21 protein-coding genes are annotated in these 20,750 nt (G+C 60.8%); 16 read left to right on the top strand and 5 right to left on the bottom strand.

The features are described from left to right. Window positions 1-7 precede the first annotated feature (7 nt). Entirely contained in the window at window positions 8-1,258 is a 1,251-nt protein-coding gene (locus tag G9X68_RS26480; protein ID WP_171604895.1) for a sarcosine oxidase subunit beta family protein, read from the bottom strand. 87 nt (window positions 1,259-1,345) lie between these two features. Here G9X68_RS26480 and G9X68_RS26475 point away from each other — a divergent pair, with 87 nt between their 5' ends. The 16 genes from G9X68_RS26475 to minE all read left to right on the top strand — a co-directional run bounded on the left by G9X68_RS26475 (window position 1,346) and on the right by minE (window position 16,650). After that, on the top strand, window positions 1,346-2,305 hold the full coding sequence (locus G9X68_RS26475; protein ID WP_171604894.1) for a GlxA family transcriptional regulator: 960 nt from the start codon (window positions 1,346-1,348) through the stop codon (window positions 2,303-2,305). 78 nt (window positions 2,306-2,383) lie between these two features. Next, on the top strand, window positions 2,384-3,067 hold the full coding sequence (locus G9X68_RS26470) for a helix-turn-helix domain-containing protein (RefSeq protein ID WP_027665461.1): 684 nt from the start codon (window positions 2,384-2,386) through the stop codon (window positions 3,065-3,067). An 88-nt stretch (window positions 3,068-3,155) separates the two neighbouring features. Then, window positions 3,156-4,064, top strand: coding sequence for a class II glutamine amidotransferase (locus G9X68_RS26465; RefSeq protein ID WP_168312517.1), 909 nt, complete (start codon window positions 3,156-3,158; stop codon window positions 4,062-4,064). A 38-nt stretch (window positions 4,065-4,102) separates the two neighbouring features. Continuing rightward, complete coding sequence (locus G9X68_RS26460) at window positions 4,103-4,789, top strand: GltB/FmdC/FwdC-like GXGXG domain-containing protein (RefSeq protein WP_027665463.1); 687 nt, start codon at window positions 4,103-4,105, stop codon at window positions 4,787-4,789. Between the two features lie 14 nt (window positions 4,790-4,803). Next, window positions 4,804-6,132, top strand: coding sequence for an FMN-binding glutamate synthase family protein (locus G9X68_RS26455; protein ID WP_003548137.1), 1,329 nt, complete (start codon window positions 4,804-4,806; stop codon window positions 6,130-6,132). A gap of 80 nt (window positions 6,133-6,212) precedes the next feature. Beyond that, window positions 6,213-7,520, top strand: a complete 1,308-nt coding sequence (gene glnT / locus G9X68_RS26450; protein WP_168315148.1) for a type III glutamate--ammonia ligase — start codon at window positions 6,213-6,215, stop codon at window positions 7,518-7,520. Window positions 7,521-7,614: 94 nt separating this feature from the next. Continuing rightward, window positions 7,615-8,499: a formyltetrahydrofolate deformylase gene (purU, locus tag G9X68_RS26445; RefSeq protein ID WP_168312519.1), complete on the top strand. Its 885-nt coding sequence runs from the start codon at window positions 7,615-7,617 to the stop codon at window positions 8,497-8,499. A 174-nt stretch (window positions 8,500-8,673) separates the two neighbouring features. After that, on the top strand, window positions 8,674-9,807 hold the full coding sequence (locus tag G9X68_RS26440; RefSeq protein WP_171604893.1) for an aminomethyl transferase family protein: 1,134 nt from the start codon (window positions 8,674-8,676) through the stop codon (window positions 9,805-9,807). Between the two features lie 11 nt (window positions 9,808-9,818). Then, window positions 9,819-10,424: a dimethylamine monooxygenase subunit DmmA family protein gene (locus tag G9X68_RS26435; protein WP_097616669.1), complete on the top strand. Its 606-nt coding sequence runs from the start codon at window positions 9,819-9,821 to the stop codon at window positions 10,422-10,424. Further along, a complete protein-coding gene (locus G9X68_RS26430) occupies window positions 10,421-11,386 on the top strand; it encodes a PDR/VanB family oxidoreductase (protein ID WP_171604892.1) in 966 nt (321 codons plus the stop codon). The genes G9X68_RS26435 and G9X68_RS26430 overlap by 4 nt, the downstream gene beginning before the upstream one ends. A gap of 34 nt (window positions 11,387-11,420) precedes the next feature. Next, window positions 11,421-12,461, top strand: a complete 1,041-nt coding sequence (locus G9X68_RS26425) for a heme-dependent oxidative N-demethylase family protein (protein WP_171604891.1) — start codon at window positions 11,421-11,423, stop codon at window positions 12,459-12,461. Window positions 12,462-12,501: 40 nt separating this feature from the next. After that, window positions 12,502-13,839 (top strand): NAD(P)-binding domain-containing protein, encoded by a 1,338-nt coding sequence (locus G9X68_RS26420; protein ID WP_171604890.1) that lies wholly within the window; start codon window positions 12,502-12,504, stop codon window positions 13,837-13,839. A 121-nt stretch (window positions 13,840-13,960) separates the two neighbouring features. Continuing rightward, window positions 13,961-14,563 (top strand): methyl-accepting chemotaxis protein, encoded by a 603-nt coding sequence (locus G9X68_RS32235; protein ID WP_018448673.1) that lies wholly within the window; start codon window positions 13,961-13,963, stop codon window positions 14,561-14,563. 209 nt (window positions 14,564-14,772) lie between these two features. Next, on the top strand, window positions 14,773-15,492 hold the full coding sequence (gene minC / locus G9X68_RS26410) for a septum site-determining protein MinC (RefSeq protein WP_171604889.1): 720 nt from the start codon (window positions 14,773-14,775) through the stop codon (window positions 15,490-15,492). 85 nt (window positions 15,493-15,577) lie between these two features. Beyond that, entirely contained in the window at window positions 15,578-16,393 is an 816-nt protein-coding gene (minD, locus tag G9X68_RS26405) for a septum site-determining protein MinD (protein WP_025397600.1), read from the top strand. Then, window positions 16,390-16,650 carry a cell division topological specificity factor MinE gene (gene minE, locus G9X68_RS26400; protein WP_003574994.1) on the top strand — a complete coding sequence of 87 codons (261 nt, stop codon included), beginning with the start codon at window positions 16,390-16,392 and terminating at the stop codon, window positions 16,648-16,650. The genes minD and minE overlap by 4 nt, the downstream gene beginning before the upstream one ends. 41 nt (window positions 16,651-16,691) lie before the next feature. Here the strand turns inward: minE and G9X68_RS26395 are convergent, their stop codons facing one another. The 4 genes from G9X68_RS26395 to G9X68_RS26380 all read right to left on the bottom strand — a co-directional run bounded on the left by G9X68_RS26395 (window position 16,692) and on the right by G9X68_RS26380 (window position 20,631). After that, a complete protein-coding gene (locus tag G9X68_RS26395) occupies window positions 16,692-17,072 on the bottom strand; it encodes a DUF6481 family protein (RefSeq protein ID WP_171604888.1) in 381 nt (126 codons plus the stop codon). 246 nt (window positions 17,073-17,318) lie between these two features. Then, window positions 17,319-17,543, bottom strand: a complete 225-nt coding sequence (locus tag G9X68_RS26390; RefSeq protein WP_027687567.1) for a hypothetical protein — start codon at window positions 17,541-17,543, stop codon at window positions 17,319-17,321. A gap of 228 nt (window positions 17,544-17,771) precedes the next feature. Further along, a complete protein-coding gene (locus G9X68_RS26385; RefSeq protein ID WP_003548109.1) occupies window positions 17,772-17,981 on the bottom strand; it encodes a cold-shock protein in 210 nt (69 codons plus the stop codon). 280 nt (window positions 17,982-18,261) lie between these two features. Then, window positions 18,262-20,631, bottom strand: coding sequence for a trimethylamine N-oxide demethylase (locus G9X68_RS26380; RefSeq protein WP_171604887.1), 2,370 nt, complete (start codon window positions 20,629-20,631; stop codon window positions 18,262-18,264). Window positions 20,632-20,750 lie beyond the last annotated feature (119 nt).

The raw sequence follows: 20,750 nt of genomic DNA, 5'->3' as shown, positions 1-20,750 counted from the left end.
AATATCCTCAGTGCAGATTGGGCTGGGCGCCGACGCCCTTTTCGTCGATCGGATAGCCGCGCGCGAAGCGATCGAGCCGGAACGCGCGGGCGGTCTGATGCGGCGCGTTGCGGGCGATCAGATGGGCATAACAGAAGCCGGAGGCGGGTGTGGCCTTGAAGCCGCCATAACACCAGCCGGTATTGAGATAGAGATTGTCGATATGGGTGCGGTCGATGATCGGCGAGCCGTCCATGCTCATATCCATGACGCCGCCCCATGAGCGCAGGTAGCGCACGCGCGACAGCGACGGGATCAGCGCCAATCCGGCTTCGGCGACGTGCTCGACCGCCGCGAGATTGCCGCGCTGGGCATAGGAATTGTAGCCGTCGATATCGCCGCCGAAAACCAGCCCGCCCTTGTCCGACTGGGACGCGTAGAAGTGCCCGGCGCCGAAGGTGACGACCGTGTCGATGAAGGGCTTCAGCCCTTCGGAAACGAAGGCCTGCAGCACATGGCTTTCGATCGGCAGGCGAAGGCCCGCCATATCGGCAACGACGGTGGAGTTGCCGGCGGCTGCGAGCGCCAGTTTGCCGCAACCGATGAAGCCCCTGCTGGTCTCAACGCCGGTAATCTCACCGTTTTCGGTGCGGATGCCGGTGACCTCGCATTGGGTGATAATGTCGACACCGCGTTGATCGGCGCCGCGCGCATAACCCCATGCCACCGCATCGTGGCGCACCGTGCCGCCGCGCGGCTGGAACAGGCCGCCCATGATCGGGAAACGGGCATTGCCGAAATCGAGGAACGGCAATTTCTTGCGCACTTCCTGCCGGTCGAGAAGCTCGGCGTCGACGCCGTGCAGCCGCATGGCGTTGCCGCGGCGCGTATAGGCGTCGCGCTGAGCGTCGGAATGGAAGAGGTTGAGCACGCCGCGCTGCGAGACCATGGCGTTGAAGTTGAAGTCCTGCTCCAGCCCCTCCCAGAGTTTCATCGACAGTTCGTAGAAGGGATTATTACCCGGTAGCAGGTAGTTGGAGCGGATGATCGTCGTGTTCCTGCCGATATTGCCGGAGCCGAGATAGCCCTTTTCAAGGACGGCGACATTGGTGACACCGAATTCCTTGGCAAGATAATAGGCGGTGGCAAGACCATGGCCGCCGCCACCGACGATGATGACGTCGTAATGCGGCTTCGGCGCCGGATCGCGCCAGGCAGGCGCCCAGCCTTTGTTGCCGCGAAGGCCGTTCAGGAAAATCGAAAGAGCGGAATAGCGCATGGGTCACCCCGGAAAGAACAGGTGCATGATGCCAGAAAGGGGAGGGCGGACTTGCACAGAAGGGACATCAATCGCTAAGAAAGGGACATGTCCTCACTTGATAGCAGAAATGCGCAGACGATCGGCTTCATCCTTATCCCGGGATTTGCGCTGATGTCCTATGCCTCGGCGACCGAACCGTTGCGGGCGGCAAATCTTCTGGCCGGGCGCGAGATCTATCGGCTTCAGATCTTCTCGCCGGATGGCGCACCGGCGCTCTCTTCCTCGGGCGTCAGCGTCCCTGCCGAACCTCTGCCCGTCAGGGGCGCGGGGCTCGGAACGGCCTTCGTCTGCGCCGGCGGTTCGCCGCGCGACTGGCGGTATCCAGGCGTGCTTGCCTGTTTGCGGCAGCTGTCGCGCGAAGGTGTGCGGATCGGCGGTATCTCGGGCGGCCCCTATCTGATGGCCGCCGCCGGACTGCTCGGCGGCCGCGACTTCACGATCCACTGGGAGCATGCGGCCGCCCTTCTCGAAGCCTTCCCGGACCTCACGCCGCGCCATGCGCGTTTCATGATCGACGGCAACCGGATCACCTGCGGCGGTGGCATCGCCCCGCTCGACATGATGCATGTGCTGATCGCCGAACGCATGGGACCGGATTTCGCCCGCCGGGTCAGCGACTGGTATCTTCATACCGAGGTCAACGAGCCCGCTGCACCCCAGCGTGCCTCGCTGGCCGAACGCTATGGCGTCCATCATCCCGGCCTGCTCAGCGTTCTCGAGCGGATGGAGGAGACGATCGAGATGCCGCTCGAGCGCGCCGCCATGGCGCGCATCGCCGGCGTCACCCCCCGCCATCTCGACCGGCTCTTTTCGGCTCACCTCGGCACCACCTTCCTCGATCAATACCGCAGGATCAGGCTTCAGCATGCCCATCGCCTGCTGAAACAGAGCCCGCTTTCCGTCTCGGAAATCGCGGTGGCCACCGGTTTTTCCAGCCTGAGCCATTTTTCCCGGATGTTCCGTGCCCTCTACGGCATCGCTCCACGCGCGGCACGGCGGCAATAGTTTTCTTCACGGTTGAGAAATTTTCACTATGACGATAGGGTTGCCCTGAACAAAAGAGAAGGCGGCAGTGGAAAACCCATGAAATCCAGGCGTGAAGCGGCAGAGCAACCGGAACAGGCGCATAGTGGACGCGCTCCCTTTTCCCAGGACCCGCACGCCGTCCGGGAGCCGAAGGAAAACAACCTCGAAATGGCGATCGGCCACGAGGTGCGCGCCTACCGCAAGAAACTCGGCATCACGGTCACCGATCTGGCGGCCGCGACCGGCATTTCGCTCGGCATGCTGTCGAAGATCGAGAACGGCAACATTTCGCCGTCGCTGACGACGCTGCAATCGCTGTCGCGGGCGCTTGGCGTGCCGCTCACGGCCTTCTTCCGCCGTTTCGAGGAACCGCGCAACGCCGTCTTCGTCAAGGCAGGCCAGGGCATCGAGCTCGAACGGCGCGGCACGCGCGCCGGTCATCAGTATAATGTACTCGGTCATATCGACAACAATACCAGCGGCGTCATCGTCGAGCCCTATCTCATCACCCTGACGACCGATTCCGACATCTTCCCGACCTTCCAGCACGAGGGCATGGAGTTTCTCTATATGCTCGAGGGCGAAGTCGTTTACCGCCACGGCGACCAGCTTTTCCAGATGCAGCCGGGCGACAGCCTGTTCTTCGACGCCGATGCGCCGCATGGGCCGGAGGAACTGGTGAAACTGCCGAGCAAGTACCTCTCGATCATCAGCTATCCACAGCAGAGCTCGAAAAGCTGACTTGCCTTAAAAGAAAAAATCTTTCTTCCGAGTTGAAAAACGAAAACAGACCTGCTAGTCCTTTCTCAACACGAACGGAGGTCTGGTCATGTGCGGAATTGTGGGGCTCTTCCTCAAGGATAAAAGTCTCGAACCGGAGCTTGGGGCACTGCTGTCCTCGATGCTGGTGACGATGACGGATCGGGGGCCGGACAGCGCCGGTATCGCTATCTATGGTGACGCCAGCGGCAACAATGCCAAGATCACCATCCAGTCGGCCAATCCGAAGAAGGATTTCGCCGGCCTCGAGGCCGAGCTCGGCCAGACGGTTGGCGCACCGGTCGCCATCCAGGTGAAGAGCACGCACGCCGTCATCACGCTTGCGAAGGATCTGCTCGACACGGGCAAGGCAGCCGTTGCCGAACTGCGTCCGAATGTTCGCATCATGAGCAGCGGCGATGCCATCGAGATCTATAAGGAAACTGGCCTGCCGAAGGATGTCGTCTCCCGCTTCGCGGTCAATTCAATGGCCGGCACCCACGGCATCGGCCATACCCGCATGGCGACGGAATCAGCAGTCACGACGCTCGGCGCCCATCCTTTCTCCACCGGCTCCGACCAATGCCTGGTGCATAATGGCTCGCTCTCGAACCACAACAATCTGCGCCGCGAGTTGAAGCGCGAAGGCATGACCTTCGAAACCGAAAACGACACCGAGGTCGCCGCCGCCTATCTGACGGCAGAGATGGCCAAGGGCAAGAATCTCGGCCAGGCGCTGGAAGGCGCGGTGAATGACCTCGACGGCTTCTTCACCTTCGTCGTCGGCACGAAGTCAGGCTTCGGCGTCGTGCGCGATGCGATCGCCTGCAAGCCCGCCGTCATGGCCGAAACCGACCAGTATGTCGCATTCGGTTCGGAATACCGGGCGCTCGTCAATCTGCCCGGCATCGAGAATGCCCGGGTCTGGGAGCCGGAGCCTGCAACCGTCTATTTCTGGGATCACCAGAAGGTCGCTTGACCGGCGCCTCGTGCGTATTCTCCAAGGGTTATCGAAACATGCCTGTCATTGATCTTGCCACTACGCCGTTGCGTGAACTCAACAGCGCCCTGCACAACATCCAGAACGGTTCGAACGACCTTTCCTTCGAAGTCGTCAATCCGCGCGGCAGCCATTCGGTTGCCGTCGGCATCGATGCGCCGGTCACGGTCGATGTAAAGGGGTCGGTCGGCTATTACTGCGCCGGCATGAACGACGGCGGGACCGTCACCGTTCACGGTTCGGCAGGTCCGGGTGTTGCGGAAAACATGATGTCTGGAACCGTCGTCATCGAGGGCGATGCCAGCCAGTATGCCGGCGCAACCGGCCGCGGCGGCCTCCTTGTCATCAAGGGCAATGCGGCGTCACGCTGCGGCATCTCGATGAAGGGCATCGACATCGTCGTTCATGGCAATATCGGTCACATGTCCGCCTTCATGGGCCAGTCCGGCCACCTCGTGGTGCTCGGCGATGCCGGCGATGCGCTTGGGGATTCGCTCTATGAGGCGAAGCTCTTCGTACGCGGTTCGGTCAAGAGCCTGGGTGCCGATTGCATCGAAAAGGAGCTGCGTCCCGAGCATCTGACGAAGCTGGCCGAACTTCTCGAAAAGGCGGGTGTGAGCGAAGTGAGGCCCGAGGAATTCAAGCGTTACGGCTCCGCCCGCAAGCTCTACAATTTCAATATCGACAACGCTGACGCATATTAAGGCGAGGGACCATCATGAGCTATCACAACCCCTATACCCCGCCGCGCAAGTCCGCGACCTTCGACGATTACACCCTGGCGGAAATCCGCCGTGCCGCGGCGACCGGCATTTACGACATCCGTGGCGCCGGCACCAAACGGAAGGTTCCGCATTTCGACGACCTGCTGTTTCTCGGCGCATCGATCTCGCGCTATCCGCTCGAAGGTTACCGCGAGAAGTGCGACACGTCGGTCGTCCTCGGCGCGCGTTTCGCCAAGAAGCCCATTCACCTGAAGACGCCGATCACCATTGCCGGCATGAGCTTCGGCGCGCTCTCCGGCAATGCCAAGGAGGCGCTCGGACGCGGCGCGACGATTGCCGGAACCTCCACCACGACAGGCGACGGCGGGATGACCGATGAAGAGCGCGGCCACTCACAAACGTTGGTCTACCAGTATCTGCCGTCGCGATACGGCATGAATCCTAAGGACTTGCGTCGCGCCGACGCGATCGAAGTGGTCGTCGGTCAAGGCGCCAAGCCCGGCGGCGGCGGCATGCTACTCGGCCAGAAGATCTCCGATCGCGTCGCCAACATGCGCAACCTGCCGAAGGGAATCGACCAGCGCTCGGCCTGCCGCCATCCGGATTGGACCGGCCCGGACGACCTTGAAATCAAGATCCTGGAACTGCGCGAGATCACCGACTGGGAAAAGCCGATCTATGTGAAGGTCGGCGGCGCGCGTCCCTATTACGATACGGCGCTTGCCGTGAAGGCTGGGGCCGACGTGGTGGTGCTCGATGGCATGCAGGGCGGAACCGCGGCAACGCAGGATGTCTTCATCGAGAATGTCGGCATGCCGACGCTCGCCTGCATCCGCCCCGCCGTCCAGGCGCTGCAGGATCTCGGCATGCATCGCAAGGTGCAACTGATCATCTCGGGCGGCATCCGTTCGGGCGCCGACGTGGCCAAGGCACTGGCGCTGGGCGCCGATGCCGTCGCCATCGGCACGGCAGCGCTCGTTGCGATCGGCGACAACGATCCGCATTGGGAAGAAGAATACCAGAAGCTCGGCACGACGGCCGGCGCCTATGACGACTGGCACGAAGGCAAAGACCCGGCTGGTATCACGACGCAGGACCCGGAACTGATGAAGCGGCTCGATCCGATCGCCGCCGGCCGCCGTCTCGCCAACTATCTGAAGGTTATGACGCTGGAAGCCCAGACCATCGCGCGCGCCTGCGGCAAGAACCACTTGCACAACCTGGAACCTGAAGATCTTTGCGCGCTGACGATGGAGGCGGCCGCAATGGCCCAGATCCCGCTCGCCGGCACAAACTGGTATCCCGGCAAGGGAGGCTACTGATTTCTACCGGCCGGGCAAACGTCCCGGCCGCCTCGCATCCATAAGCAAAGTGTCTCGAAGAAATCCAAAGGGGAACGAGAATGACACTGGATCTTGCTGCTTTTGCCAAAGACAAAGGCATCAAATATTTCATGATCAGCTATACCGATCTGTTCGGCGGCCAACGCGCCAAGCTGGTCCCGGCAGAAGCCATCGCCGATATGCAGAAAGATGGCGCCGGCTTCGCGGGCTTCGCAACCTGGCTCGATTTGACGCCAGCCCATCCCGACCTGTTCGCGGTTCCCGATGCTTCCACCGTCATCCAGCTTCCGTGGAAAAAAGACGTGGCATGGGTTGCAGCCGACTGCGTCATGGACGATCAGCCTGTCGAACAGGCACCGCGTGTGGTGCTGAAAAGACTGGTCGCTGAAGCTGCGAAAGAAGGGCTCAGGGTGAAAACCGGCGTCGAGCCCGAGTTCTTTCTCATCTCTGCAGACGGCTCGGTGATTTCAGACCAGTTCGATACAGCCGAAAAGCCCTGCTACGATCAGCAGGCGGTGATGCGTCGCTATGATGTCATTGCCGAGATTTGCGACTACATGCTCGAGCTCGGCTGGAAGCCTTATCAGAACGACCACGAGGACGCGAACGGCCAGTTCGAGATGAATTGGGAATATGACGACGCTCTTCAGACGGCAGACAAGCACTCCTTCTTCAAGTTCATGGTGAAGTCGGTTGCCGAAAAACACGGCCTTCGCGCCACGTTCATGCCGAAGCCCTTCAAGGGCCTGACCGGAAACGGGTGCCATGCCCACATCTCGGTCTGGGACATCGATGGTAAGGTCAACGCCTTCGCGGACAAGGAAATGCCATTTGGGCTCTCCGCTCAGGGTAAGACCTTCCTGGGCGGCATCATGAAACATGCCTCCGCGCTGGCCGCGATCACCAATCCTACGGTCAATTCCTACAAGCGCATCAACGCGCCGCGCACCACATCCGGTGCCACCTGGTCGCCGAACACCGTGACCTGGACGGGCAACAACCGCACCCACATGGTGCGCGTGCCGGGACCGGGACGCTTCGAGCTGCGCCTGCCTGATGGTGCGGTCAACCCGTACCTGCTGCAGGCGATCATCATCGCGGCCGGCCTCGACGGCATCCGCAGCCAGGCAGACCCCGGCCGGCACTACGATATCGACATGTATGCCGAGGGGCATCTGGTGAAGGACGCGCCGCGCCTGCCGCTCAACCTGCTTGACGCGCTGCGTGCCTATGATGCCGACGAGGGCTTGAAGGCAGCGATCGGAGCCGAGTTTTCCGCCGCCTATCTCAAGCTCAAACATCAGGAATGGAATGCCTATTGCTCGCATTTCACCCAGTGGGAACGCGACAGCACACTCGACATCTGAGTGGCTGGATGCCCCAATGACCTGACGCGCCGGGACAAACAAGCTCCGGCGTGATCGGACCTTCTGCACTTGCTATGGCGAAGAAAGTGACAGCATGAAGAACTTCGTACTCACCGTATCCTGCAAGTCGACACGCGGCATTGTCGCGGCGATTTCGAGCTATCTGGCCGACAGGGGCTGCAACATCATCGATAGCTCGCAGTTCGACGATCTCGATACCGGCAAGTTCTTCATGCGCGTCAGCTTCATTTCGGAAGAGGGACTATCGGGCGCCGATATCGACGCCGGTTTCGCGGCCGTCGCCGCGCCCTTCGCGATGGATTACGATTTTCACGACAGCGAGAAGCGCATGAAGGTGCTGCTGATGGTGTCGCGCTTCGGCCATTGTCTGAACGACCTGCTCTACCGCTGGAAGATCGGCGCCCTGCCGATCGATATCGTCGGTGTCGTCTCCAACCATTTCGACTACCAGAAGGTCGTGGTCAACCACGACATCCCCTTCCACCATATTCCGGTCACCAAGGCCAACAAGGCACAGGCCGAGGCCCATATCATGGAAGTGGTCGAGCAAACCGGCACGGAGCTGATCGTACTCGCCCGCTACATGCAGATCCTGTCGGACGAGATGTGCCAGAAGATGTCCGGGAAGATCATCAACATCCACCATTCCTTCCTGCCGAGCTTCAAGGGCGCCAATCCTTACAAGCAGGCCTACGGCCGCGGCGTGAAGCTGATCGGGGCAACCGCGCATTACGTCACCGCCGATCTCGACGAGGGCCCGATTATCGAGCAGGATACGGCGCGCATCACTCATGCGCAGTCCCCCGACGACTATGTCTCGATCGGCCGCGACGTCGAAAGCCAGGTGCTGGCGCGCGCCATCCACGCCCATATCCATCACCGCACCTTCATCAACGGCAACCGCACCGTGGTCTTCCCGGCAAGCCCCGGCAGCTACGCCTCCGAACGCATGGGTTAGAGAAGGGTTGAGGGACGGCAATAGCGTAGCCGCATCCCTCGTTCATTCGGTGAGGGATGCAGCAAGAGCGCCGAAAGTTTTGGGAAATGCATGTCGGGCGGGCTTGCCACGGCGCGAAAGACGAATATAGTCAGGAAATAAATATTCCGTAGAGGAAACAAAAGGGAACGGACAATGGCTTTATCATGGCGTTTCTCCGTCTTGGCGGATCGGCATCGCGCTCTGGGATCGAAGCTCGAGGACTGGAGCGGCATGGGCACCGCCTGGACCTACGACAAGGACATGGCGGAAGAACATGTCGCCGTCCGCACCAAGGCCGGCATCATGGATGTCTCGGGCCTGAAGAAGGTGCACCTGGTCGGCCCGCACGCCATCGCCGTGCTTGACTCCATCACCACCCGTGACATGACGAAGATCTACCCCGGCCGCTCGGTCTATGCGACCATGCTGAACGACCGCGGCCACTTCACCGACGACTGCATCGTCTATCGCACCGGCCCGAATTCCTGGATGCTGGTGCATGGTTCGGGCTCCGGCCACGAGGAACTCGTCAAGCAGGCTGCGGGCCGCAATTGCGCCGTGCTCTTCGACGACGACCTGCACGACCTGTCGCTGCAGGGTCCGATCGCGGTCGACTATCTCGCCAAATATGTGCCCGGCATCCGCGACCTCAAATATTTCCACCATATACAGACGACGCTGTTCGGCGCGCCGGTTATGATCTCGCGCACCGGTTATACCGGCGAACGCGGCTACGAGATCTTCGTGCGCGGCCAGGACGCCGTCATGGTCTGGGACCGAATCGTCGAGGAAGGCAAGGAGATGGGCATCATCCCCTGCTGCTTCTCCGTTCTCGACATGCTGCGGGTCGAAAGCTACCTGCTCTTCTATCCCTACGACAATTCGCAGATGTACCCCTTCGCCGATCAGCCGCCCGGCGACAGCCTCTGGGAACTCGGCCTCGACTTCACCGTCAGCCCCGGCAAGACGGGCTTCCGTGGCGCCGAGGAACATGCGCGCCTCAAGGGCAAGGAACGCTTCAAGATCTTCGGCATGCTGATCGATGCCGACGGACCGGCCGATCTCGGCGACGAAGTCTTTGCCGACGGCAAAAAGGTCGGCGTCATTACCTGCCCGAGCTATTCGTCGCTGACGAAGAAATCCATGGCGATTGCCCGTCTGGACGTTGACAAGGCGGTGCATGGGACGAAACTCGAAGTCCGCGGCAAGACCGTGAAGGCAGGCGCCACCGCCCATACGCTTCCCTTCGACGATCCGGAGAAGAAGAAGAGGACTGCCGTAGGTTAAGGAGCACGCGAATGCTCGTTGCAGGCATCAAGAGCCGACCAGTCTACACGGGCCTGACCATCCAGCCCAACGCCCGGCGGCACATTTTCGCGCTCGAAGGGGAGGGTGCCAGGGCTCTGCTCGATCAGCAGCCGGCGCTTGACGAAACGGCTCTTTCCCGCAGCGAGATCCTCTATGTCGCCCGCGGCTCGCAAGGATCCGGCCTGGACGAGACGCTGCGCCGCCTCGGCGCCGACATGTTCTTCACGGCGCCGACAATCGCAACGCTGCTCTTCCGATTGAAGGGTTCGCTTGCCACTGCTCATATGGGCACGCGGCTTTATCTTTCGGGCACGGAAGGTTTTATCGGCCAGGCAATGCTCGTGGCGCTCGATTACGGTATGGACCATGCGTCCGTCATCACCGAGCATCGCGGCTCGCTGGCCCGGCGTGTGCAATGCGTCCATTGCAAGGGCATCACCGACGACGTCACCACCAGCCCGTTTGCCTGCAGCCATTGCGGGCTGCCGCTTCTGGTGCGCGACCATTATTCGCGCCGGCTCGCGGCCTTCCAGGGCGTCAATATCGATGCGGAAGAACCGGGCAGCGCGCCTGATCCGGAGGAGTTGTTCCTTTGAGCGGTGGTACTGAAATTCCTGTCCGCGTGGCGCGGATCACGCCGATCGCCGAGCGCGTCAAGCGCTTTCGCTTCGAGCGCTTGGATGGCAAACCGATGCCTTATTTCTCCGGCGGTGCCCATGTCATCGTCTCGATGAACGATGGCGGCCATATGCGCCGCAACGCCTATTCGCTGATGTCGCCGCCGCATGATTGCGCAGCCTATGAGATCAGCGTGCTGCATGTCGAGGATTCACGCGGCGGCTCCACCTTCATGCATGAGAAAGTCCGCGAAGGCGACGAGCTGAAGGTCAGCTATCCCGTCAACCTGTTCCAGCCGGACTGGCGCGGGCGCAAGCATCTTCTGATCGCCGGCGGCATCGGCATTACGCCCTTCATCGCGATGATGGAGCAGTTCTCCCGCGAAGGCGCCAATTTCGAGCTGCATTATGCCATCCGCACGCGCGACCGCGGCGCCTACTGGCGGGAACTCCAGGAGCGTTACGGCGGACATCGCATCAAGGTCTATTGCGATGCCGAAGGCGGCGCCATCCCCCTGACGCGGCTGCTCGACAGCCAGCCGCTCGGCACACATCTCTATGTCTGCGGCCCGTCCGGCATGATCGACGGCGTGTTGAAAGCCGGCCTCAACGCCGGCTGGCCGGAACAGAACCTGCATTCGGAACGGTTCCTGTCGTCGCTGCCCGGCAAGCCCTTCGCGATCGAGCTCCTGCGGTCCGGCAAGACCGTGAAGGTCGGCCATCACGAAAGCATGCTGGAGGCGATCGAGGCGGCGGGCGTCGACGCGCCCTTCCTCTGTCGCGGCGGCGCCTGCGGTCAATGCGAGACCGGGGTCGTCACCTGCGACGGCAAGCTGCTGCACCATGACGTCTATCTGACGAGCGAAGAAAAAGCATCCGGCCGCAAGGTGATGATCTGCGTTTCCCGCTTCGAGGGAAACACGCTTCATCTTGATCTCTAGCGGCATCGGGAAAAGCGGAACAAGGAGACCGAACATGGCAATCGCCTTCAAGCAGGAAACCTTCCGGAACGACTTCAGCTACCGCAACAGCCCCGAAAACATCCGGCGTTTCCCGTTTCCCTTCGACCGCGACGAATACATGTATTCGGTCAATATGGAGCCGCATGTGCACGGCCGGGCGGGAACCGTCTACGAAAGCCTGATCGACGTCGACGAGCATTATGTCGCCGAGATGCACGACCGGGCGCTGGTGCTGAAGGAAGATCCGCTGCGCTACCAGGCGCTGCCGCACATGATGAGCGCGCAGTGGGACACGCTCGAACTATTGATGGAACAGCAGGCGGCAGGATACCCCGACCATTTCACGCTGATCCGCAACGGCGACCAGTGGCGCTGGATCAACCGCCCACTCGGCATCGACGACAGCTTCACCTTCGGCGATGCCTCGACGCTGCCCTATGAGCCCTTCGAATATATCACCCGCCAGGCCCAGGGCGATTTCTGCATCGTCGACCAGCGCGACAGCAATCTCTGGATGGATGCCGGCATGGTGACGACTCAGGCCGACTGGTCGCTCGATTTCGATATCGGCATGAACTTCATGGAATGGCACGGGCCGGTGCCGCTCGCCCACCAGATCGGCGTCTTCGACAGGGCGCTGAAATTCCTGCTGAACCTGCAGCAGGGCAAGCCGACGCGACGCTTCAACTGGACGATGACGATCAATCCGCGGCTCGACACCAGCCCGGAGAATTATCACAAATGGGGGCCCGACCGCACCACGGTGACGCCGGACAATGTCGGTGAGAAGGTGCATCTGCGTGTCGAATTGCAGAGCCTCTGGCGCCTGCCGCGCTCGAACGCCATCCTCTTCGTCATCCGCTGCTACCTGATGAACATGGAAGAGCTCGTCACCGTGCCGAAATGGGCGCGACGCTTTCCGCGCGTACTGAAGACGCTGCCGCCTGAGCTCATCGACTACAAGGGCCTCACCCGCTTCCGCGAGACGACGATCGACTGGCTTGCCAAATATGACGATGGGGCACCCACCAGCCCCGGCATCTATCCGGACTGACACGCAGGACAATACGATATAATCAAGAGGGGAATGCTTCATGACAAGAGTAGCCGTCATCGGTGCCGGTCCTTCCGGACTGGCGCAGCTGCGCGCCTTTCAATCGGCCGCCCAGAAGGGCGCCGAGATCCCGGAGATCGTCTGCTTCGAAAAGCAGTCGGACTGGGGCGGGCTCTGGAACTATACCTGGCGCACCGGGCTCGACGAATATGGCGAGCCGGTCCACGGCAGCATGTATCGTTACCTCTGGTCGAACGGCCCGAAGGAATGCCTCGAATTCGCCGATTATTCCTTCGAGGAGCATTTCGGCAAGCCGATCGCCTCCTATCCGCCGCGCGCCGTGCTCTGGGATTATATCAAGGGGCGCGTCGAGAAGGCGAACGTCCGCCACTGGGTGCGTTTCAGCACGCCGGTGCGCATGGTCCGCTTCGACGATCAGACGAAGAAGTTCACGGTGACGGCGCATAACCGCGTCGAGGACCGGATGTATGATGAGGAATTCGACTATGTGGTCGTGGCATCCGGTCACTTCTCGACGCCGAACGTGCCCTATTTCGAAGGCGTCAAAACCTTCAACGGCCGCGTGCTGCATGCCCACGACTTCCGCGACGCGCTTGAGTTCAAGGGCAAGAACATCCTGATCGTCGGCCGCAGCTATTCGGCCGAAGACATCGGCTCGCAATGCTGGAAATACGGCGCGAAATCGGTGACGACGAGCTATCGCTCGAAGCCGATGGGCTTCAAATGGCCGGAGAATTTCGAGGAGCGGCCGCTGCTGGTGAAGCTCGAAAACCGCACGGCGCATTTCCTCGACGGCTCGACGAAGGAGGTCGACGCCCTGATCCTCTGCACCGGATACCAGCACCACTTCCCCTTCCTGCCCGACGACCTCCGGCTGAAGACCGCCAATCGCCTCTGGGCCGACAGCCTCTACAAGGGGGTGATCTTCGACAAGAACCCACAGCTTTTCTATATCGGCATGCAGGATCAGTTCTACACCTTCAACATGTTCGACGTGCAGGCCTGGTGGGCGCGCGACGTGATGATGGGCCGCATCACGCTGCCGCCGGAAGAGGAGCTGAAGGCCAATTTCGACATGTGGCGCGCCCGCGAGGAGACGCTCGAAGATGCCGAGCAGATGATCTGGTATCAGGGCGACTATGTGAAAGAACTGCTTGCCGAAACCGATTATCCCAGCTTCGACATCGAGGGCACCAACCGGACCTTCATGGAGTGGGAACATCACAAGGCCCACAACATCATGGGCTTCCGCGACCATGCCTACCGGTCGCTGATGACCGGCAACATGTCGCCGACGCACCATACACCCTGGATCGAGGCACTCGACGATTCCATGGAGGAATATCTGCGCAACTGATGAGGCGGACCTGCATTGCCGGAGGAGGGTGTTCGTGCTCTCTTCCGGCATTGTGACGTGCGCCTTTTTAAATGAGACGACATAAATCCATCTGCAATTCTTCTTTTCGGATGTGGCCTTCATGGATTTTCAAACGAGCATTCTCGGGCGCATGAGCGGTTTTCTCTATCGCTGCCGCGCCGATGAAAACTACACGATGCTTGAGATGACCAACGGCATCGAGCGCATCTTCGGTTATCCGGCCGACGAGATCATCGGCAACCGTACGCGGACATTCACCTCGATCATGTACGAGGAAGACGTGCCTCTCATGGACGAGATCGTCGGACGGGCGCTGGAGAGGCGCACGGACTGGACGATGGAATACCGCATCCGTCACGCCATGGGCCATCTCATCTGGGTCACCGAGACCGGCGGCGGTATCTGGGACGAAAAGGGTGAGCTTCTCTATCTCGAAGGCAGCATCATCAACATCGAATCGCTCTATCAGCGAATCGATGACCAGACCGCCGACATGCGCGTCACCGCCTCGAAGACCAATGAGATCCTGCAATCGCTGCGTTACCTGAAGCTGCTCGCCGTCAATGCCGGCATCGAGGCCGCCCGCGCCGGCACGGCCGGATCGGGCTTTGCGGTGCTTGCCGCCGAGATGCGCACGCTTGCCAACTCCTCGGAAGAGGCCGCACGCGCCATTTCCAACGCACAACGCAAGGCGGAAGGCTGAGCTTTTCCCAGGCAGCGGAGACTTTGCGGCTCACGTTCAAAGCCGCATTATTAACCGTTCGGTGCCTCCGCAGATTGCAACGCTTTTCCAATGACTTGCGGTAATCCCGCGCTTGAAGAATCTCAAGTGATTGTGGGTGAAATTAAGCCTGCGTTAACTTTTTGTTAACCATAGCAGCGGTAGACATGGTCAACGATTTCTTCACATAGATGACCAAAGTGCTAACAGACGCTCGCTCTATCCGCATCAAGGGCCGCTCATTCCTCGCGGTCATGCTGTCTCCGGATCTTCCGATCGATGATTGGTTGATCAGGCTGGACGATCTGGCCGCGCGTTCGGCCGGCTTCTTCCTGGGACGGCCTGTCGTGCTCGATCTGACGGACCTGCAAATCGACCGGCCGCAGCTGAAGGATCTGATCGCCGAACTTGCCAAGCGCAATGTCAGCATCATGGGCATCGAGGGCGCCCGGCCTTCGATCCTCGGCTCCGGCATGCCGCCGGCACTCAAAGGCGGTCGTTCGGTTTCCGATATCGAGGTTCAGGCAAAGGAGCCCGCTGATCCGCCCGGCAAACCGGCGGCGGCGGAGAGCCGCCCGGCCATGCAATCGATCGTCATCAGGGAGCCGGTGCGCTCGGGGCAATCGGTGATCTTTCCGGAAGGCGATGTCACCGTCATCGGATCGGTCGCCTCGGGTGCCGAGGTCATCGCCGGCGGGTCCGTCCATATCTACGGCGCCTTGCGTGGCCGAGCCATGGCGGGTTCCATCGGAAACGCATCGGCGCGGATCTTTTGCCGCAAGCTCGAGGCCGAGCTGGTTGCAATCGACGGCATCTACAAAATGGCGGAAGACATGGCCCCCAATCTTCGCGGACAGGCTGTTCAGCTCTGGCTCGAAGACGACGCGATCATGGCAGAGAAACTGATCTGACGACAGCGCCGCGCGTCTCTTCGAGAGCCGCGAAGGACGCGTTAACACTTTGAATTACTGGGGCCACGGCAAAGGAGAGACAATGATGGGGAAAGTGATCGTCGTCACGTCAGGCAAGGGTGGGGTTGGCAAGACGACCTCGACCGCCGCATTGGGAGCGGCGCTGGCGCAACGCAATGAAAAAGTCGTCGTCGTCGATTTCGACGTCGGCTTACGCAATCTCGACCTCGTGATGGGCGCCGAACGCAGGGTCGTCTACGACCTGATCAATGTCATCCAGGGCGATGCCAAGCTTACCCAGGCGCTGATCCGCGACAAGCGGCTGGAAACGCTGTTCCTGCTGCCGGCCTCGCAGACGCGCGATAAGGACAATCTGACGGCCGAGGGTGTCGAGCGCGTCATCAACGACCTGAAGCGCTATTTCGACTGGATCATCTGCGACAGCCCCGCCGGGATCGAGCGCGGCGCAACGCTCGCCATGCGCCACGCCGACGTTGCCGTGGTCGTCACCAATCCCGAGGTCTCGTCGGTGCGCGATTCGGATCGCATCATCGGCCTGCTGGATGCCAAGACCGCCAAGGCCGAGCGCGGCGAGCGGATGGAAAAGCACCTGTTGCTGACCCGCTACGACGCCAACCGCGCCGAACGCGGCGACATGCTCAAGGTCGACGACGTCCTGGAGATCCTGTCCATCCCGCTGCTCGGCATCATACCCGAAAGCATGGATGTGCTGCGGGCATCCAATATTGGTGCGCCGGTCACGCTGGCAGACAGCCGCAGCGCGGCTGCCATGGCCTATTTCGACGCCGCTCGCCGGCTCGCCGGTGAAGTCGTGCCGATCGCCATCCCAGAGGAAAAGCGGAATATATTCGGCAAGATCTTTGGACGGAGGGCGGCATGAATATTTTCCGTCTTTTCAACAAGCAGAGAACCGCCCCGGCGGCCCGCGAACGGCTGCAGGTCCTTCTCGCCCATGAACGTTCCTCGGCGGGGTCGGACCTGGTCTCACTGCTGCGCGAGGAAATCCTTGCAGTGATCGCAAAGCATGTGCAGCTCGACCACGACAAGGTGCAGGTGACGATCGATCGCAACGAATACGTTTCAACGCTCGAAATCGACGTCGAAATCCCGCTGAATGCGGCCGTGCAGGCCGCTTGAAAGAGAGCGCTGCCTGTTGCGAAAACAGGCGGCGCTGACGATCAGGACTTCCTGGCTTTACGATTGGCGTAACGCAGGTCGCGTTCGGCCTTTCGGGCAGCTTCGTCGGCAATTACGCGAGCGATCCGGTCTTTGTCAGCCGCTTCGCGGGCGTCGGCATCGGCGCGTGCTGCGGCCTCGGCGGCAGCCTGACGTTCGGCCTCGGCCGCCTGAGCCCGCTCCAGCTCCTCGAGCTTGGCACGTTCTCGCTGAGCGCGACGTTCTTCCCTGGCCGCGGCAATGGCTTGACGCTCCGCCTGCTTTGCCAGCCTTGTCGGTTCGGCTGAATCCTTGGCGCTACGATACGCATTGAGGAGAGCTGCCTTGGCTTCGGCAGCGGCGCTGCGGCGATCGGAAAGCTCGTTGTTTCTGGCGTTTTTCAAATCTGTTTCCTGACTGTTGGATTTCGACCTTAGACCATGATGCCGAAAAGTATGCGGTTTTCGGACGACATCATGCTCTAACTCTTTAATCTAGAACAGGATTCAGAGTTTAGGCCGATCCGGCCTAAATCATCCTGTTCTAGGGCGCCGCGCGTCTTCAGACGCGCAAAGGACGCTGCAATACGTTGAACTGCCGCATCATTTTATCCTGAAATCGAATCCGATTTAAGGAATTATGCGGCAAGGTCAGATTTTCTTTTTCCGCTTCGCGGCAGGCGCAGTCGTCGCTGTCAAGCGATCCTGCAATTCCTTGGCCTCACGGGCCTCGCGTAACCGCAAGGTTTTTTCCTCGCGAGCCCGCACTGTCGAGTCGATCTCTTCGACCGCGCGGCTTCGCTCCAAGAACTGCGATTGCACGTTTCCGAAGGCAATCTCCGCCTGCTTGCGTGATTTGCTGTGTGTCTCTGTCATATTCATCCCGGATTTTATTACAAGCGCCACGCGTCTCTCAGAAGCGCAAAAGACGCTGTAACGCTTTGAATTCCTGCATAATTCCTTAAATCGATTCCGCGTTTAAGGAATTACGCAGCAGCCCGCTGGCCGACTCAGCAAAAAGGCCAGGCAACGTGCCTGACCTCAATAATATCATGCTTTCGACAGTGCCGGTACATCCGCGGTCAAAGGGAAGCAGATTTCAGTTTAAGCAGCTTGGAGATTGCAAGCGGACATTTTGCCCGACTTGTTATCGCGCTCAAGCTCGTAGCCGATCTTCTGGCCTTCGACGATTTCGCGCATGCCGGCGCGCTCGACGGCAGAGATGTGAACGAAGGCGTCAGCGCCGCCGTCATCAGGCTGAATGAAGCCGAAGCCCTTGGTGGAATTGAACCATTTAACTGTGCCAGTGGTCATAACAAACCCTTTCATAGCAATTGAACGACCGCGTGCGGAAGCACGACGGATGATGATCTCGATTTTGAAGAGGGAAGTTCGTCCAGGGCACGTTGCCAGCGTGCGATAACAAAAGTCAAACAAGCAATATCGACCACCGGGATATAATCATCAAAGCGGGATATGTCAACTTTTAGTTTTTTTGAGCCGCCGATTCGCCATCAGATTGCATCTCGTTGGTCGTGCCCGTCGGCGGCAATATCAACAGCCGATCGCCGTCTACCGACCTCCAAAGCAGGCATCACGAGCGCGGCCGCGTCTTCTGCGGGTCGTAATGCGAAAGCGGCACGATCGTCGCCGGCAGGCGCTTCTGGTGGCCGTCGAGCTTGCCGATTTCGACCTCGGTGCCGGGGCTTGCATGCATCACGTCGATGCGGGCGAGTGCAATCGTCTTGCCGAGGATCGGCGAGCGCGTGGCGCTGGTGATAACGCCCACTTGGGCGCGACCAATATGGATACAATCGCCATGGCCGACGGCCTCGTTGGCCTTGATGTCGAGGCCAACTAGCAAATGGCGCGGATGCTCCTTGCGCCGGATCAGCGCCTCGCGGCCGATGAAATCGTCCTGTTTGGATTTCAGCGGCACCGTGAAGCCGATCCCGGCCTCGAACGGGTCCGTCTGGTCGGTGAATTCGTGATGGGCGAAGATCAGGCCCGCCTCGATGCGGACCATGTCGAGCGCCTCCAGCCCCATCGGCTTCAACCCATGCGGCTGCCCGGCCTCCCAGACGGCGTCGAACACGGTCAGCGCATCCTTCGGATGGCAGAAGATCTCGTAGCCGAGCTCGCCGGTGTAACCGGTGCGCGAGACGACGATCGGGGTACCCTCGAAGCCGCCGATGCGGCCGACGGTGAAGCGGAACCATTCGAGCTCGCCGATATCAGGCTGGCGCGGCGCCGTCCAGATGATTTCCTTGAGGATATCGCGGCTCTTCGGACCCTGCAGGGCGATATTGTGCATCTGATCTGTCGAGGAGCGGACCCAGGCCTTGAAGCCCTTTTTCTCGGCCTGCTGGCGCAGCCATATGCCGCTGAAATCATCGCCGCCGATCCAGCGGAAGTTCTTGTCGCCAAGCCGTAAGAGGGTGCCGTCATCGATCATGCCACCGTTTTCGTAGCACATGGCGGAATAGACGACCTGGCCGGTCGACAGTTTGCGCACGTCGCGCGTTAGGCAATATTGCAGCAGTTCCTCGGCATCCGGCCCCGTCACCTCGAACTTCCGCAAGGGCGAGAGGTCGATGACGGCGGCGCGCTCTCGGCAGGCCCAATATTCCTCAACCGGCCCTTCGCTTGAAAAGCGGCTCGGCAGCCAGTAGCCGCGATATTCGGCGTAGTCCCGCGTCAAGGCGGAGAGGCGGGGATGGAAGGCGGTTTCGCGCGTCAGTTCGGCGTCGGCATCTGGGGTCATGCGATAGGCTACCGCTCGTGAGAATTTCTCTTTTCCGGAAAAGGTGCGGACGTGGATATCCGTCGGATCCCAGCCGTTCGCCGCATCGATATCGTCAGGGCAGGACGAGGAGACGCATACGAGATCGGTCAGCGCCCGCATCAGCACGTAATCGCCGGGACGCGACCAGGGCTCGTCGAGATAGAGCTGGTTATTGTGGTCGATATTGGTGTTGTAGAAATAGTTCAGCGCTTCCCAGCCCTTGCGGCCGGCAATGCCGTAGGGCGCCAACGCAGCGTTGAAATTATCCGTGCAGTTGACGTGGCCGGGGTAACCCATGTCGTCGTAATAGCGCGAATTGCAGGCGGTCGCGAAAGCGTCATGGCGCCCGACCGTATCCTGGACGATTTCGACCAGCGGCTCGAAGTCGCGGTCGAAGGCCTTGGAGGGGAGACCCGGTGTCGGATAGCTGCGGCCGAGCAGTGTGCGGGTGACGGTGGAATCAAGCGCAAGATCAAGGCCCTTGTCGACCTTGCGGGCGGCGAAGGCCTGGAAATCGGTGCACTGGCGCCCATAGACGTCGATGATCTGGATGAATTCGCCGGCGCGCACGAAATAGGCCGTGGCGGTCGCCGCCCGGATGCGGATATCCTCGACCGGATCGGCAACCGGCTCCGGTAGGGCGGCGGCATAGTCGCGGATCAGCTGGCTGCGCTTGATCCTGACCTCGATCGGCGTCGCCGTATCCTGTGCCTCCGGCGACATGGCGCTGGCGGGGGCCGCGACGATCAGCAGACCCTTCATGGCAATCGTGAAATCCGCCCGGCTGCCCGGCTTCGATCCCGCCCCGAAAATACTGAGCGCGCCGGCCGTTGCCAGATCGGCGCCGCGACGCTGAAGCGTTGCACGCGTGCGGGCAGCACTCTCGTCCTCTGCCTGAAGAATGGCCTTCAAACCCTCGGCTGAATTGCTGAAAGCCGTTCCGAGACCAGCCGCCAGGAAACGCCCTTTCTCGTCGAGGAAAGAGATCTCGCAGACCTGCCCGCCCTCGCTGTCGATGACGCTGACGCGGTCGCCCGGCTCGACGCGCATGACGACCGATCCGCCGCCCTTTGCCCGGTAGCGCTCGGTTCCTTCCGGCAGGGCGGGAATGCCGGGATAATGCACGAGGCTCGCAGTCGCCGGGCGCAGGCCGCTCATAGCAGGATGAAGTTCTCGCATGCTGCCCTCATGGGGATCGGGCATGCCCTCGGGCACGCCAACACAGGTTACAAAATAGGTGGAGAAAGTAAAGTGATGTTGACTAAAAAGAAAATATCTTCACTATGCATAAAGAGTTC

The sequence above is a fragment of the Rhizobium changzhiense genome, assembly GCF_013087625.1.
GTDB lineage: Bacteria > Pseudomonadota > Alphaproteobacteria > Rhizobiales > Rhizobiaceae > Rhizobium > Rhizobium sophorae.
This window is presented reverse-complemented; position numbering and strand designations above follow the sequence as displayed.

Bases quoted from the DNA above. Each gene is read 5' to 3' on its own strand.
- G9X68_RS26480 (WP_171604895.1), bottom strand. From the start codon at position 1,258: ATGCGCTATTCCGCTCTTTCGATTTTCCTGAACGGCCTTCGCGGCAAC.
- G9X68_RS26475 (WP_171604894.1), top strand. From the start codon at position 1,346: ATGTCCTCACTTGATAGCAGAAATGCGCAGACGATCGGCTTCATCCTT.
- G9X68_RS26470 (WP_027665461.1), top strand. From the start codon at position 2,384: ATGAAATCCAGGCGTGAAGCGGCAGAGCAACCGGAACAGGCGCATAGT.
- G9X68_RS26465 (WP_168312517.1), top strand. From the start codon at position 3,156: ATGTGCGGAATTGTGGGGCTCTTCCTCAAGGATAAAAGTCTCGAACCG.
- G9X68_RS26460 (WP_027665463.1), top strand. From the start codon at position 4,103: ATGCCTGTCATTGATCTTGCCACTACGCCGTTGCGTGAACTCAACAGC.
- G9X68_RS26455 (WP_003548137.1), top strand. From the start codon at position 4,804: ATGAGCTATCACAACCCCTATACCCCGCCGCGCAAGTCCGCGACCTTC.
- glnT (WP_168315148.1), top strand. From the start codon at position 6,213: ATGACACTGGATCTTGCTGCTTTTGCCAAAGACAAAGGCATCAAATAT.
- purU (WP_168312519.1), top strand. From the start codon at position 7,615: ATGAAGAACTTCGTACTCACCGTATCCTGCAAGTCGACACGCGGCATT.
- G9X68_RS26440 (WP_171604893.1), top strand. From the start codon at position 8,674: ATGGCTTTATCATGGCGTTTCTCCGTCTTGGCGGATCGGCATCGCGCT.
- G9X68_RS26435 (WP_097616669.1), top strand. From the start codon at position 9,819: ATGCTCGTTGCAGGCATCAAGAGCCGACCAGTCTACACGGGCCTGACC.
- G9X68_RS26425 (WP_171604891.1), top strand. From the start codon at position 11,421: ATGGCAATCGCCTTCAAGCAGGAAACCTTCCGGAACGACTTCAGCTAC.
- G9X68_RS26420 (WP_171604890.1), top strand. From the start codon at position 12,502: ATGACAAGAGTAGCCGTCATCGGTGCCGGTCCTTCCGGACTGGCGCAG.
- G9X68_RS32235 (WP_018448673.1), top strand. From the start codon at position 13,961: ATGGATTTTCAAACGAGCATTCTCGGGCGCATGAGCGGTTTTCTCTAT.
- minC (WP_171604889.1), top strand. From the start codon at position 14,773: ATGACCAAAGTGCTAACAGACGCTCGCTCTATCCGCATCAAGGGCCGC.
- minD (WP_025397600.1), top strand. From the start codon at position 15,578: ATGGGGAAAGTGATCGTCGTCACGTCAGGCAAGGGTGGGGTTGGCAAG.
- minE (WP_003574994.1), top strand. From the start codon at position 16,390: ATGAATATTTTCCGTCTTTTCAACAAGCAGAGAACCGCCCCGGCGGCC.
- G9X68_RS26390 (WP_027687567.1), bottom strand. From the start codon at position 17,543: ATGACAGAGACACACAGCAAATCACGCAAGCAGGCGGAGATTGCCTTC.
- G9X68_RS26385 (WP_003548109.1), bottom strand. From the start codon at position 17,981: ATGACCACTGGCACAGTTAAATGGTTCAATTCCACCAAGGGCTTCGGC.
- G9X68_RS26380 (WP_171604887.1), bottom strand. From the start codon at position 20,631: ATGCGAGAACTTCATCCTGCTATGAGCGGCCTGCGCCCGGCGACTGCG.